General features: G+C 73.0%; 13 protein-coding genes. 3 read left to right on the top strand and 10 right to left on the bottom strand.

The genetic code is table 11. The features are described from left to right. Window positions 1-5 precede the first annotated feature (5 nt). Genes ABD901_RS23700 through ABD901_RS23690 form a run of 3 tightly spaced genes read right to left on the bottom strand, consistent with a single transcriptional unit; the run spans window position 6 to window position 3,396 of the window. On the bottom strand, window positions 6-755 hold the full coding sequence (locus ABD901_RS23700) for a succinate dehydrogenase/fumarate reductase iron-sulfur subunit (RefSeq protein ID WP_345129314.1): 750 nt from the start codon (window positions 753-755) through the stop codon (window positions 6-8). After that, entirely contained in the window at window positions 756-2,693 is a 1,938-nt protein-coding gene (locus ABD901_RS23695) for a fumarate reductase/succinate dehydrogenase flavoprotein subunit (RefSeq protein ID WP_345129313.1), read from the bottom strand. 1 nt (window position 2,694) lies between these two features. Next, window positions 2,695-3,396, bottom strand: a complete 702-nt coding sequence (locus tag ABD901_RS23690) for a succinate dehydrogenase cytochrome b subunit (protein WP_345129312.1) — start codon at window positions 3,394-3,396, stop codon at window positions 2,695-2,697. Between the two features lie 81 nt (window positions 3,397-3,477). On the opposite strand from ABD901_RS23690, the gene ABD901_RS23685 reads away from it, so the two are divergent. Next, window positions 3,478-4,386, top strand: a complete 909-nt coding sequence (locus ABD901_RS23685) for a LysR family transcriptional regulator (protein WP_345129311.1) — start codon at window positions 3,478-3,480, stop codon at window positions 4,384-4,386. Between the two features lie 18 nt (window positions 4,387-4,404). On the opposite strand, the gene ABD901_RS23680 is transcribed toward ABD901_RS23685, so the two are convergent. Then, complete coding sequence (locus ABD901_RS23680) at window positions 4,405-5,811, bottom strand: protein kinase domain-containing protein (RefSeq protein ID WP_345129310.1); 1,407 nt, start codon at window positions 5,809-5,811, stop codon at window positions 4,405-4,407. Between the two features lie 157 nt (window positions 5,812-5,968). Between ABD901_RS23680 and ABD901_RS23675 the strand changes: the two genes are divergently transcribed. Continuing rightward, window positions 5,969-6,664, top strand: a complete 696-nt coding sequence (locus tag ABD901_RS23675) for a hypothetical protein (protein WP_345129309.1) — start codon at window positions 5,969-5,971, stop codon at window positions 6,662-6,664. Between the two features lie 62 nt (window positions 6,665-6,726). Next, a complete protein-coding gene (locus ABD901_RS23670; protein WP_345129308.1) occupies window positions 6,727-7,563 on the top strand; it encodes an undecaprenyl-diphosphate phosphatase in 837 nt (278 codons plus the stop codon). Here the strand turns inward: ABD901_RS23670 and ABD901_RS23665 are convergent. The 6 genes from ABD901_RS23665 to ABD901_RS23640 all read right to left on the bottom strand — a co-directional run bounded on the left by ABD901_RS23665 (window position 7,520) and on the right by ABD901_RS23640 (window position 13,516). Next, entirely contained in the window at window positions 7,520-7,948 is a 429-nt protein-coding gene (locus ABD901_RS23665; RefSeq protein WP_345129307.1) for a ribosomal maturation YjgA family protein, read from the bottom strand. The two genes, ABD901_RS23670 and ABD901_RS23665, sit on opposite strands and share 44 nt — an antisense overlap. 42 nt (window positions 7,949-7,990) lie before the next feature. Further along, a complete protein-coding gene (locus ABD901_RS23660; RefSeq protein ID WP_345129306.1) occupies window positions 7,991-8,689 on the bottom strand; it encodes a B3/B4 domain-containing protein in 699 nt (232 codons plus the stop codon). Window positions 8,690-8,880: 191 nt separating this feature from the next. Next, window positions 8,881-9,933, bottom strand: a complete 1,053-nt coding sequence (locus ABD901_RS23655; protein ID WP_345129305.1) for a hypothetical protein — start codon at window positions 9,931-9,933, stop codon at window positions 8,881-8,883. A gap of 693 nt (window positions 9,934-10,626) precedes the next feature. Beyond that, window positions 10,627-11,046, bottom strand: a complete 420-nt coding sequence (locus ABD901_RS23650) for a MarR family winged helix-turn-helix transcriptional regulator (RefSeq protein WP_345129358.1) — start codon at window positions 11,044-11,046, stop codon at window positions 10,627-10,629. An 11-nt stretch (window positions 11,047-11,057) separates the two neighbouring features. Further along, window positions 11,058-11,489 (bottom strand): SRPBCC family protein, encoded by a 432-nt coding sequence (locus ABD901_RS23645; protein WP_345129304.1) that lies wholly within the window; start codon window positions 11,487-11,489, stop codon window positions 11,058-11,060. Between the two features lie 53 nt (window positions 11,490-11,542). Beyond that, window positions 11,543-13,516 (bottom strand): Hsp70 family protein, encoded by a 1,974-nt coding sequence (locus tag ABD901_RS23640; protein WP_345129303.1) that lies wholly within the window; start codon window positions 13,514-13,516, stop codon window positions 11,543-11,545. Window positions 13,517-13,520 lie beyond the last annotated feature (4 nt).

Below are 13,520 nucleotides of genomic sequence, written 5' to 3'. Positions count from 1 at the left end.
GTACTTTATCCTCGGCGGCCGGTCGACGCCTTGCGGTAGTCGCTGTTCAGTCTTCCGATCAGGGTGAGCGGGATGCCCTTGGGGCACACCGTGGTGCACTCGCCGGTGTTGGTGCAGCCGCCGAAGCCGGCCTCGTCGTGCGCGGCGATCATGCCGAGGACCCGGGACTCGCGCTCGGGCTGGCCCTGCGGGAGCAGGCCGAGGTGGCCGACCTTCGCCGCGGTGAAGAGCATCGCCGAGCCGTTCGGGCAGGCGGCCACGCAGGCGCCGCAGCCGATGCAGGTGGCGGCCTCGAACGCGGCGTCGGCGTCGGCCTTGGGCACCGGGGTGGCGTGGGCGTCCGGCGCCGCGCCCGTCGGGGCGGTGATGTAGCCGCCCGCCTGGATGATCGAGTCGAAGGCGCCGCGGTCGACGACGAGGTCGCGCACGACCGGGAACGCCGCCGCGCGCCACGGCTCGACGTCGATCGTGTCGCCGTCCTTGAAGTGGCGCATGTGCAGCTGGCAGGTGGTGGTCGCCTTCAACGGGCCGTGCGCCACCCCGTTGATCATCATTCCACACATGCCGCAGATGCCCTCGCGGCAGTCGTGGTCGAAGGCGATCGGCTCGTCGCCGGCCAGGATCAGCCGCTCGTTGAGCACGTCGAGCATCTCCAGGAACGAGGCGTCCGGGGAGATGTCCTGCACCTCGTACGTCACCATGTGGCCCTTGACGTCCGGGCCGGACTGGCGCCACACGCGCAGCTTGATGTCCATCTACTTGTAGCTCCGCTGGGTCGGGTGGACGTATTCGAACTCGAGCGCTTCCTTGTGCAGGACGGGCGGCTCACCGGTACCGGCGAACTCCCAGGCCGCGACGTAGGAGAACTCGTCGTCGTGGCGCAGCGCCTCGCCGTCGGGGGTCTGGCTCTCGGCGCGGAAGTGCCCGCCGCACGACTCGGCGCGGTGCAGCGCGTCGACGCACATGAGCTCGGCCAGCTCGAAGAAGTCGGCGACGCGGCCGGCGCGCTCCAGGTTCTGGTTGAGCTCCTCGCCCGTGCCGGGCACCTTGACCCGGTTCCAGAACTCTTCGCGCAGCGCCCGCACCAGACTCAGGGCCTTCGTCAGGCCCGACTCGGTGCGCTCCATGCCGCAGTACTCCCACATGATGTGGCCGAGCTCGCGGTGGAAGGAGTCGACGGTCCGGTCGCCGTCGACCGACAGCAGCTTCGCGATGCGCTCCTCGACCGCGGCCCGCGCGCCGGCGACGGCCTCGTGCGACTCGGCGACCGCCGGGAACGGGCCGGCCGCCAGGTAGTCGTTGATGGTGTTGGGCAGCACGAAGTACCCGTCGGCGAGGCCCTGCATGAGCGCGGACGCGCCGAGGCGGTTGGCGCCGTGGTCGGAGAAGTTGGCCTCGCCGACGACGAACAGGCCCGGGACGTTGGACTGCAGGTCGTAGTCGACCCACAGGCCGCCCATCGTGTAGTGCACGGCGGGGTAGATGCGCATCGGCGTGAGGTACGGGTCGTCGCCGGTGATCCGCTCGTACATCTCGAAGAGGTTGCCGTACTTGGCCTCGACGGCCGGGCGGCCCAGGCGCGCGATCGCGTCGGCGAAGTCGAGGTAGACCCCGAGCCCGCCGGGGCCGACGCCGCGACCCTCGTCGCAGACGTTCTTGGCGGCGCGGGAGGCGATGTCCCGCGGTACCAGGTTGCCGAACGACGGATAGATCCGCTCGAGGTAGTAGTCGCGCTCGTCCTCGGGGATGTCGGCCGGTGCGCGGTCGTCGCCGGCCCGCACCGGCACCCACACCCGGCCGTCGTTGCGCAGCGACTCGCTCATGAGCGTGAGCTTGCTCTGGTGCGTGCCCGACTCGGGGATGCACGTCGGGTGGATCTGCGTGTAGCAGGGGTTGGCGAACAGCGCGCCCTGCCGGTGCGCCCGCCACGACGCGGTGACGTTGCAGCCCTTGGCGTTGGTGGACAGGAAGAACACGTTGCCGTACCCGCCGGAGGCGAGCACCACGGCGTCGGCGAGGTCGGTGGTGATCTCGCCGGTGACGAGGTCGCGCACGACGATGCCGCGGGCCCGGCCCTCGACCACGATGAGCTCGAGCATCTCGTGGCGGGCGTTCATCTCCACGTTGCCGGCGGCGATCTGGCGCTCCAGGGCCTGGTACGCGCCGAGCAGCAGCTGCTGGCCCGTCTGGCCGCGGGCGTAGAAGGTGCGCGACACCTGCGTGCCGCCGAACGAGCGGTTGTCGAGCAGGCCGCCGTACTCGCGGGCGAAGGGCACGCCCTGCGCCACGCACTGGTCGATGATGTTCACGGACACCTGGGCCAGGCGGTACACGTTGGACTCGCGGGCCCGGAAGTCGCCGCCCTTCACCGTGTCGTAGAAGAGCCGGTACACGGAGTCGCCGTCGTTGCGGTAGTTCTTGGCGGCGTTGATCCCGCCCTGCGCCGCGATCGAGTGCGCGCGGCGGGGGCTGTCCTGGTAGCAGTACGAGCGGACCTTGTACCCGGCCTCGGCCAGGGTCGCCGCCGCGGAGCCGCCGGCCAGGCCCGTGCCGACCACGATGACGGTCAGCTTGCGCTTGTTGGCCGGGTTGACGAGCTTGGCGGAGAACTGCCGCCGCTCCCAGCGCGTCTCGATGGGCCCGTCCGGCGCGGCGGAGTCCGCGACCGGGTCCCCTTCGATCCAGTACGTCATGTCACTTCACCAATCCGGTGAGTACCGCGAACGGCACGCAGAGGTAGCCGACGACCAGCACGAGCGACAGCCCGAGGGCCGCGGCGCGGGCGACCCGCTCCCCGCGCGGGCTCTGCTGGCCGAGGGTGCGCAGCGCGGAGAAGATCCCGTGGCGCAGGTGGAAGCCGATCGCGACGATCGCGAGGGCGTAGAACAGCGTCACGTACCAGCGCCCGGGCGCGAAGTCGGCAACCACGTTGGCGTAGGGGTGCTGCTTGTCGCCGACCGGGTTCACGGTCCCGGTCGTGAGGTCCAGGATGTGGAACACGACGAACAGCAGGATGATGACGCCGCCCCAGCGCATGGTGCGCGCCGCGTAGCTGCCCTGCACCTTCGGCCGGTGCGCATAGCGGACCGGGCGGGCGGCGCGGGCCCGGCGGGCGAGCACCACGGCGGCGAAGATGTGCCCGAGCACGGCGAGCGTCAGGCCGCCGCGCTGGATCCACAGGTACCAGGTGTGCGGCAGCACCGGCGCGCCGATGTCGCGCAGCCAGTGCGCGTAGTGGTCGAACGCCGACGCCCCGACGAAGATCTTCAGGTTGCCGGCCATGTGCGCGAACAGGAACAGCACCAGCAGGATGCCGGTCCCCGCCATGAGCATCTTCAGGGCGACGGACGAGGCCTTTTTCTGCCGAATAGCCGGACTCGTCCGTTCTGCCGTCATTACCGCCACTCCGCCGACGCTAAGCCGCCCGCCGACGATTCGTCCAATGCATGAAGCCCGCAGGGGCAATAGACATAAGCTATGAAGGTGCAGCTGCAGCAGCTCCGATACTTCGTAACCGTCGCCGAACTACGACATTTCACTCGGGCGGCGGAGCGACTGGGTGTGAGTCAACCGACACTGAGTAAACAAATTCACACCCTCGAAGCCGCGCTCGGCGCCCCGCTGTTCGACCGCTCCCGCGGCGCCGTGGTCCTCACCACCGCCGGCGAGACGCTGCTGCCCCTGGCCCGCCGCATCGTCGGCGAGACCGACACCGCGCGCGACGCGGTCCAGGAGGTGGTCGGCCTGCGCCGCGGCCGGGTGCGCCTCGGCGCGACGCCGAGTCTCTGCACGTCACTGGTACCCCTGGTGTTGCGCGACTTCCACGAACGCCACCCGGACATCGAGCTGCACGTCGACGAGGGCGGCTCGCAGGACCTGGTCGCCGAGCTGGTCGCGCACGGGCTGGACCTGGCGCTGATCGTCGAGCCCGCGCGCGGCACCGACCCGGCCCTCGAGACCGTGCCGCTGCTGCGCGAGAGCCTGGTGGTCGCGTCGGTGGCGCCCCTGTCGGCGCGCATCGCGCTGGCCGAGCTGCGCGACACGCCGCTCGTCATGTTCCGCACCGGCTACGACCTGCGCGACACCACCCTGGAGGCGTGCCGGCGCGCCGGTTTCACGCCCCGCTACGCCGTCGAGGGCGGCGAGATGGATGCGGTACTCGCCTTCGTCGAGGCCGGCCTGGGCGTCGCGCTGGTGCCGAGCATGGCGCTGGTGAACCGCCCGCTGCTGCACGCGGCGCCGTTGGTGGCTCCGGGGGTACACCGCACGATCGCCCTGGCGCAGCGCCGCGAGGCGGTCCTGCCGCACGCGGCGCAGGCGATGCGCGCCACGCTGCTCGACCACGTGTCGCAGGGCCCGCTCCCGGTCGGCGTGCATGCGCTGTGACGGTGCCGCCCGTTCGCTCTAGTCGTTGCCCTGGTTGTCGCCGACCGGTGGCAGCGTGCCGGCAAGCAGGTCGAGGCTGGCGCGAACGGCCTGGTACCCGACGTTGGTGATCTTGCCGTCCTTGCGCGCCTCGTCGAGCTTGTCGCCCAGGTCGGCGAGCTTTTGGGCCGCTTTCTTGCTTCCGCGGTTGCGGGCGAGCTCTCGCTCGAACTCGTCGAGCTTGTCGGTGAGGTCCCGCGCGGTGTCGGGGTCGAGCTCGCCGGCGCCGGCCTGCTGCTCGATGGTCTCGCGCAGTCCGGCGACCGGGTTGGTTGGAGCCGCGGCCGGGGAACTGCGGGTTGCGGTCGCGGTCGCGGCGGCACCGGCCGACGTGGAGGCGGGCGGGCCGGCGTCGGTGGTGGTGTGCCGGGACGCCAGGTACGCCGCAGTGACCAACGCGGCGACGACAACCGTCGCGACGGCGACGGCCACGGCCGGTCCGACGGTCGGGCGCCGCCGCTGGGGCACATCGGGTGCACCGAACTCGTCGAGGACCTGCAGGGTCTGGGTCGGTGCTACCACGCCGGCAGAGGCGCGTACACGCTGTGGCTGCTGACCGGCCGGGTCGCTCCGGGCGGCGCCGAGCCGGTCGCGGACATCGCCGGCGGTGGGCGGGCGGTCCGCGGGGTTCTTGGCGAGCAGGTCGACGACGAGCCGGTCCAGGTCGGCCGGCACATCGAGGCGCAGCGTCCGTGGCGGCGCGGGTGGCTCGTGCAGGTGCCGGTGGAGCACGGCCATCGGGTTGTCCCCGGTGAACGGCGGCCCGCCGGTCAGCATGGCGTACAGCACGCACCCGAGCGCGTACAGGTCGGTGCGGGCGTCGACCGGCCCGCCGGCGGCCTGTTCGGGGGCCATGAAGGCGCTGGTGCCGATCACCGTGTGCGTGGCCGTCAGGCCGGTCTGCTGCTGATGGGTGAACCGGGCGATGCCGAAGTCGCAGACCTTCACCGTGCCGTTGCCGGCGAGGAGGATGTTGGCCGGTTTGATGTCCCGGTGGATCACGCCCGCGCGGTGCGCCGCGTCGAGCGCGTCGCAGACCTGCGCAGCGATCGCCACGGCCCGGCCCGCGGACAGCGCGCCCCGGCCGAGGTGCTCGGCCAGGCTGGTGCCGTCGACGAGCTCCATCACCAGATACGCCACGTCCTGCTCGCGGCCGACATCGTGCACGGTGACGATGTTCGGATGGCTGAGCCGGGCGGCGGCGTGTGCCTCCTGCTCGAAGCGCCGCAACGCAGCCGGATCGGTGGCGCCGGCGTCGCCGGGGAGCAGCTTGACCGCGACGGGCCGGCCGAGACGTTCGTCGACCGCCCGCCAGACGTTGGCCATGCCACCGCGGCCGAGCACCGTCTGCAGTCGGTACCGCCCCGCGATCACCGTACCCGCCATAGCGCTCACATTAGGGCAGAAGCGGCTCGGCGACCGCGCGCGTTACTACCGCCGCCCCAGCCCGCGGGGCGGCGTACACCACGACGAATGTGCCGCTCGTGATCGGCACCATCGGCGGACGCGCGCAAAATCTGAGGACCGGCGATACTTGTCGATCGTGGAGACCGCACGAAGTGAACGCACCCGGCAGTGGCTGGCCGCGCATGACCTGTCCACGGAAGGTGACCCCGACGACGCCGCCCGCGAGATCATGCCGGAGATCCGCGGCGACGCGGAGCTGGCCGACGCCGACAAGCTGGAGGTCGGGCTCGGCCTGCTCGAACTGCTCAACACCTACTGGGTGACCGTCGAGCTGCGCTGGTTCGTCAACGCGGCGAACGACGACGCGATCTGGGCGACGCACTGGCAGGCCGTCCGCGACCATCTCGAGCAGGCGGTACCGAGCGAGGCAGTGCTCTACTCGCTCTGGGTGGACTGGTTCGAGGACATCTCCACGGTGGAGCGCGCGTTCGCCGAGACCCTCGGCCGGGACGTGCCGGCGCTGGCCGAGGCGAGCGACGGTGTGCTGCGCCGGGCGGCGGCGGTGCTCAAGGTCAGCGGGCCGGTGCCGTGGACGCTGAAGTACCCGGTGTACACGGCGGCGATGGAGATCCCGAAGCTGCGCCCGGCGGTGTTCGGCGGCGTGCTGTACAGCTACCACGACGTGTACGGCTCGCTGGAGATCGCCCCGGCGCTGGAGCTGCTGGACCGCCTCGAGCTGCCCGAGGACACCGAGCACCTGGCGGAGCTGCGGGCCGAGTTGGAGAAGGGCCACGCCAACCGGCACCACCGCGACGCCGCGCCGCCGGGGTAATTCTCAGCCGCGTCCGGTATGTTCGCCTGCGGCGCATCCGGCCGCGGCAAGGAGGAAACGCGTTGCAGATCTGGGAAGCGATCGTGCTGGGCATCGTGGAGGGCGTCACCGAGTTCCTCCCCGTCTCCTCGACCGGGCACCTGACCATCACCGAGAAGCTGATGGGCATCCCGATCGACGACAAGGGTGTCACGGCGTTCACGGCGGTCATCCAGGTCGGCGCGATCCTCGCGGCGGTGATCTACTTCCGCAGCGACATCATCCGGTTCGTCACCGGCCTGTTCCGCGGGCTGCGCAGCGCCGAGGGCCGACGGCATGCAGACTGGACGATGGCGGTCAACGTCATCATCGGTTCGATACCCATCGCCGTCGTCGGCCTCCTCGCCAAGGACCTCATCGAGGGCGCGCTGCGCAGCCTGTGGTTCGTGGCGGGCGGCCTGGTGGTGTGGAGCCTGGTGATGGTCTACGCCGAGTACAGCGGGCGGCAGAAGCGCGGCGAGGCCGATGTGACCTGGAAGGACTCGCTCATCATCGGCCTGGCCCAGTGCATCGCGCTGGTGCCGGGCGTGTCCCGCTCGGGCGCGACGATCAGCGCCGGCCTGCTGCGCAACCTCGACCGGGTGACCGCGACGCGGCTGTCGTTCTTCCTGGGCATCCCGGCGCTCGCCGCGGCCGGCGTGCTCGAGGGCGTGCAGCGCTCGAGCGAGATCGCCGAGACGGTCGGCTGGGTGCCGACCGCCGTGGGCACGGTCATCAGCTTCGCCGTGGCGTACGTCAGCATCGCCTGGCTGCTGAAGTTCGTGGCCGGCCACACCTTCGCCGCGTTCGTGTACTACCGCGTCGCGCTCGGCGGCATCATCGTGGCGCTGCTGTGGACCGGGGCCGTCTACGCGACCTGATCGCGAGGTGGGCGACGACCAGGGGCACGATCCCGGCCGGATACCACCGGACATCGGTCCAGTCGAAGGCGTTGCCGAAGATCAAACGCAGGAGGATGTGGTACTCCGAGAGCCTGCGCGGCACGCCCGTGAGCTGGAAGGCCTCGATCGCCCAGCAGAACCCGAGCGCCCAGGCCCCCGCGAGCAGCGGCCTCATGCGGGGCCGCAGGAAGACTACGCCGGCGTAGACGGCTGATGCGTAGAGCGCGGTGCCGGAGTCCTGCTGCAGCACGCCGTTGCTGTTGAGGTGACCGCCCGCCACCGCCCGGATGCCGAACGCCACCGCGAGCGCCACGACGGCCGTCACCACCGCGGCGGCCCGGACCGCTCTCGTCGTCTCCAGCACCCGGGCGATGGTAGTGGCCCGCGTCGACCGCCGCGGCCCGCGTCAGCCCGCCGTGTCGAAGGCGGGGCGGTCCGCCGTCAGGATCGCGGTGGCCGGCGCGACGCCCCACGCCTCGCGCAGTGCCTCGGCGAGGGCGTCGAGCAGCTTGGCCACGTCGGCGCCGGCGGTCTCGTGCAGGCCCTCCGCGACGATCAGCGCCCGCGTGGTCCCGGTCCGGATCGCGGACCGCCCGCTCTGCCGGTTGGTCCAGCGCCGGGCGTGCGCGTACCCGCCGGCGTCGGCGAAGATCACCTCGCGCGGGTCGGGGTGCTCGACGTCGCCGGCAAAGGTCACGTACGTCTCGGTGCCGGATGCGTAGCCGACCTCGAGCCCGCCGGATACGCGGTCGATGTCGATGGCGGCCACCGGGACGGCGTACGCGACCGAGATCGCGTTGCATACGTCGACCAGCGGGTGCAGCGCCGGCAGGGCACCCTCGCGGCGCAGGCGGCGCAGCAGCGACTCCGAGGCGCACCGGTACTGCGTGGGTCGTATCCCCTGCGCCGCGAACGCCCGCCGCCACGCCTGGATCTCGGGCATGCCGCTCTCCCCGCCGCGGCCGAGCCGGTCGAGCGCGGTCGCGGTGTGGACCGCGACGCTGCGGCTCACGTCGGCGTCGGGCGTGATGCCGTCCAGAAAGAGCACTGCGGGTACCAAATCGGGAAAATCGCGCCAGATCTCGTCGCGGTGTCGGAAACGCACGCGGCCAGCATCGCGCCGGGCGCCCGCGCCGCGGAAGGTCCACTCGCGCCGCGCCACCCCGGACCAATCGCCGCCGTCACCGCCTGAGGCGCCTGGATCTGGTTGCGGGCGGCGACCGCTGCCCGCGGCGCCTGAGATGCGCGCGGCACGTGGGGCCGGGATGTGCGTTGCCGGGCCGGCCCGTGCGGTGCTCAGCAGGGGCGGTTGCCGGCGCTGGTGCTGCCCCAGATGCGGTAGTCGCCGCCGCCGGGCTTGGTGATCGAGTACGTGACGTCCCAGCGCGTGCACGTTTCCGACTCGCGGCCCTTCGGGCCCTTGCCCGGGTCCTGGCGGCTGCGGAACGTGACCCGCGCCTGCAGCAGGCCCTTGCCCGACGAGTCCGGTCCGAGCGTGAGCAGCAGGATGTCGTCGTCCGTGCTCGTGCTGATGCCGTCGCTGAAGCGCCGGACGGCGCTCGAGTCGTTCTGGTTGATCGAGCCGCTCGGGTCCATGACGGCCAGGGCGGCGCCCGCGTTGCGGGAGTTGACGGCGGAGAAGTACGTGTCGAAGACCGCGGCGACGGCGGGGGCCTGGACGGGGTCGAGGCTGGGGTCGAGGCGTACGGTGCCGACGGACGCCGGCAGCGTCGGCGCCGCGGGCGTCGTGGCCGTCGGGACCGCCTGCGTGGTGGCGGTGGCGGTCGGGCGGGTGTCGTCGCCGGTGGTGGCCGGTGCGCCGGTCGGGGCCGTCGGGCCGGTGGTCGGCGAGGCGGTGCCGCCGGGGAGCCAGCGGTCGCGCAGGACGAAGGCGACGGTCCCGCCGGACATCAGCAGCACGAGGGCCACCACTGCGGGGAAGATCCAGATGGGGCGGCGCGGACCGGCCTCGAGGACCGGGGCGGCAGCGTCGGTCTGCCACGGCGCCGGCGCCACGGCGGACCCGACGGCCGCACCGGACGTGGGCGGCATGCCCCACGCCGGCGCCGTCACCCCGGCCGGCGCCCCCGGGCCCGGCCACTGCTGCGCAACGCCCGCCGCGTCGGGCGCGGCCGCGGGCGGCCACTGCTGCGTCGACGGTGGCCACTGGCCGGCCATCGGCGTTGCGGGATCGGGGGCCGCCGCGGGGGGCCATTGCTGGGCGCCCTGGGGTGGTGCGGCGTTCGAGGTGCCGGAGACGGGCCATTGCTGCTGCGGCACCTGCGCGGGCGGTCCGGATGCCTGCCACGGCGCCGGGGCCGGCTGCCCGGCGGGTGCAAATGGGTTCACCGGAACGGTGCCCGCTCCCCCGGCCGGCGGCTGTGCCGCTTCGGCGGCGCCGACCGGCCAGGCGACGCTGCCGCCGGGGGCCGGGTCCGGGTTCTGCGACCAGGCGGGGTCGGCGGACGCGGCGGGCGGGGACCACGAGCCGAACTCATCGGCCGGCGCGGATGCGGGCCACGCCGGCGCCGAGGGCGCGGGAGGCTGGCCAGATGGGGGCCACGCCGGGCCCGACGGCGAGGGAGGCTGGCCCGACGCGGGCCACGCCGGGTCCAACGGCGTGGGAGGTGTGCCGGCGGCGGGATCGGAAGGGGCCGGCGGCCACGACGTGTAGCCAGCCGCGGCCGGGCTCTGCGTCGGGCGGACGGCGCCGCAACTCGTGCAGGCACCGCCGTCGCCGGCGTTGCTCGTGCCGCAAACCCCACACTGCCACATGTCCAGACCGAACCGTACATCGATCGCGGATGCCATCGGCGCATCGCCCGACATCGTCCGCCGTTCGTGCCGGGCCGCCTCGATCGACGGTAGCGCCACTCCGCAACCCGGCCCGCCGTCGCGTTCGGAGCCCGCGGCGGCCCCGAACCAAACGGCCGGGGCAAGGCGACGCGTGGCCCCGAACCGACGGCCGGGGCAAGGCGACGCCTGGCCCCGAACCGACCGCCGGGGCAAGGCGACGTCCCCGCACGAACCGCGGCCGGTGCGTCAGCGGGCGGCCAGCGGGCGGAGCAGGCGGAGGAGCGTCTTCGCGTCCGGAGTGGCCGCGAAGAAGGCGGCGTCCGCGGACTCGACGACCGCGACCGCCTGCTCGGCCAGCTCGGCGCCGCGCGGGGTCACGCGCAGCAGCTTGGCCCGGGTGTCGGAGGGGTCGACCTCGCGTTCGATGAGGCCCTTGTCCTCGAGCTTCTGCAGCACCTGCGACGTCATCTTCACGTCCGTGCCGGCGTGGGCCGCCAGGGCGTGCTGGCGCGGGGCCTCGCCCGCGCGGTTGAGCCACCAGGCGCTGGCCAGCAGGACGAACTGCACGTGCGTCAGGTCCAGCGGGGCCAGCGCGGCGGCGATGTCGCGCTGCCAGCGCAGGGTCACGTGCCAGAGCAGGAAGCCGGGGCTCTCCTCGGGCTGCATCGCCAACGTGATCAGTCCTTCCGTTCGGACGCCTCGGCGTGGCGGACCAGGGCCGCCAGGACCTCGGGGAAGTCGGCGGTGATCGCGGGGCCGAGCTGCGGTCCGACCTCGGCGGCGGCCGGGCCGGTGATCTCCGTGCGGTACACCACGCGGGTGCCTCCGGCCGGGTTCGGCTGCAGGCGGTGCACCGTCGTGACCACGAAGTCGCCGGCGTCCATGACGTCGGTGAACAGCTCGTGTGGTACCACATCCGCCAGCCGCATCTCGATCGCCTCCTCCCCCGGCGGGGTCATCCTGAACCGCGTCCCCGGCGCGAACGGCCCGTCGATGTCGACCTTCTCGACGCCCGCGTTCCAGGCCGGCCAGGTCATGACGTCGGACCAGACGGCCCAGACCGCCGGCGCGGTGGCGGCGGTGTCCACGGCGTGCTCGTACTCCCACATGGCGGCGCTCCCCTTCGAAGAATTAGTCTTCGCAGAGATTATCGCCGCGCAGACTAATTCGCAACCCGATACTGCGCCGTGGCCGAGCGCCTGCTGGAACCGCCGGTGAGCTGGACGATGACGAACTTTCCGGGTTTGGTACCGGCCGGAGCCACCGCCATGCTCTGCTCAACCGCGCCCTGTTCATCGGCGACGAGCGTGGTGAGCACCTTGGAGTCCGCCTTCACCTGCACCTTCTCCCCCCGGTCGAACCCGGCCGCGGTCAGCTTCACGGCGGCGCCCGCCTTGCCGCTCGGCGGTTGCAGGAGCAGCGTCGCGGGCCCGCCGGCCGAGCGCGCCGGCGAGGCGGACGGGCTCCCGGCGGGCGTGGACGCCGCCGCGCTCGGCGCCGGCCCGCCCCCGAACCGGCTCTCGACCTTGGCCTTGCCGTCGTTGAACAGCCCGCGCCCCCACGGCGTGAGCGCCATGATGAGCACCCACGGCACCAGCGGCAGCGCCAGGAACCGCAGCCGCCGCAGCACCCCGCCCGACCGGCGCCGCCGCGGCTCCCGGTGCGGCGCCTCCGGCTCCCCGGACCCGCCCGCGCGTGGCTCGTCATCGTCGTCGGGGGGCATGAGATCCGCATCCCCGTACACGGCGACGTTGCCCTGAATCGTCACTCCCGGCCCGATGATCACGGACGGCCGCGGGCGTCGCTCGGGCGGCAAAGGCGGCGGGGTAGGGCTCACCGGCGCCACGGGAAAGGCACTGACGGGAGCGGCCGGATTACCGCCGTCCGGAGTGCCCGGATACCCGCTCACCGGAGCGGACGGGTAGCCACTCACCGGAGTGGACGGGTAGCCACTCACCGGAGGGGCCGGATATCCGCTCACCGGCGCCGGCACGGGCATCGAGATCGACGAGGTCGCTGGGGCAGGTGACGACGCGACGGGAGGCGGCGGGGAGGAGCCGTTGGCGAGCAGGAGCGCGCCGAAGGCGACCGGGAGCTCCGGCTGCTCCGGCACGACCGGTGCCAGGCCGAAACGGGCGTGCAGGCGGCTCGCCACCAGCGGCAGGCGGCTCGACCCGCCGACGAGCACGATCGCGTCCAGGCGCGCAGGCGTGACGCCGGATCGCTCCAGCACCCGGCGGGTCTCGTCGACGGCGCGGTCGACCAGCGGGCCGGCGATGCGGTCGAGCTCCTCACGGGTCAGGTGCGTCGCCCGGTCGCTGCCGGGCACGTGGATCGGGGCCGAAGCGGCGCGGGACAGCATCTCCTTGGCCTGGCGTACCTCGGACCAGAACGTGCGCCGATCGCGGAACTCCGCCGGGGTCTGCGGCGCGGACAGCCGCCGCCAGAGCTCCGGGGAGGCGGCGGCGACCAGGTGGCCGAGGTGGCCGACGAGCGCCGCGTCGATGTCGGTGCCGCCGAGGTCGGCCAGGCCGCCGGTGGCCAGGACGCGCAGGCCGGCCGGGCCGGCGGGGGCGGGCGCGGCCTCCACGACGGTGACGTCCAGGGTGCCGCCGCCGAAGTCGAAGACCGCGGCGCACCTGCCCGGTGCGAGGCGGCCGCCGAGGGCGCGCACGCAGTACGTGGCGGCGGAGACCGGCTCGTCGAGCAGCGCGACCCGGCCGAGCCCGGCCTGGGCGGCGGCGTCGAGCAGGACCGCGCGGCGGGTGTTGCCCCAGTCGACGGGGCAGGTGAGCACGGTCGCGCCGGCCACCGGCACGCCGGTCTGCGCCGCCTCCGACGCGGCCCGGCGCAGCACGGCGGCGAGCAGCTGCGCGACCGGCACCTCGCGGTCGCCGAGCAGGATGGCGCCGTCGTCGATGCGGCCCTTCGGGTTGGGCTCGAACCGCGCGGCGTCGGTCATCATGTGCCGCTCGGCGTCGCGGCCGACGAGCAGCGCTCCGCCGGCGTCGGCGAAGACCGCGGAAGGCAGCAGGGGGTTGCCGTCGAACAGCAGCGGACGGGGCGTGCCGTCACCCCGGTCGACGACCGCGACCGTGTTGGACGTGCCGAGGTCCACCGCGAACCGGAAGGGCATCGCG

The sequence above is a fragment of the Dactylosporangium darangshiense genome (assembly GCF_039537565.1).
In the GTDB taxonomy this organism is placed as follows: Bacteria; Actinomycetota; Actinomycetes; order Mycobacteriales; family Micromonosporaceae; genus Dactylosporangium; species Dactylosporangium darangshiense.
Note: the sequence above shows the minus strand (reverse complement) of the source record. Positions and strands in the feature narration are given on the sequence as shown.

Excerpts from the sequence above, each read along its gene's own strand:
- ABD901_RS23700 (WP_345129314.1), bottom strand. The coding sequence starts at position 755 with ATGGACATCAAGCTGCGCGTGTGGCGCCAGTCCGGCCCGGACGTCAAG.
- ABD901_RS23695 (WP_345129313.1), bottom strand. The coding sequence starts at position 2,693 with ATGACGTACTGGATCGAAGGGGACCCGGTCGCGGACTCCGCCGCGCCG.
- ABD901_RS23690 (WP_345129312.1), bottom strand. The coding sequence starts at position 3,396 with ATGACGGCAGAACGGACGAGTCCGGCTATTCGGCAGAAAAAGGCCTCG.
- ABD901_RS23685 (WP_345129311.1), top strand. The coding sequence starts at position 3,478 with ATGAAGGTGCAGCTGCAGCAGCTCCGATACTTCGTAACCGTCGCCGAA.
- ABD901_RS23680 (WP_345129310.1), bottom strand. The coding sequence starts at position 5,811 with ATGGCGGGTACGGTGATCGCGGGGCGGTACCGACTGCAGACGGTGCTC.
- ABD901_RS23650 (WP_345129358.1), bottom strand. The coding sequence starts at position 11,046 with ATGCAGCCCGAGGAGAGCCCCGGCTTCCTGCTCTGGCACGTGACCCTG.
- ABD901_RS23645 (WP_345129304.1), bottom strand. The coding sequence starts at position 11,489 with ATGTGGGAGTACGAGCACGCCGTGGACACCGCCGCCACCGCGCCGGCG.
- ABD901_RS23640 (WP_345129303.1), bottom strand. The coding sequence starts at position 13,516 with ATGCCCTTCCGGTTCGCGGTGGACCTCGGCACGTCCAACACGGTCGCG.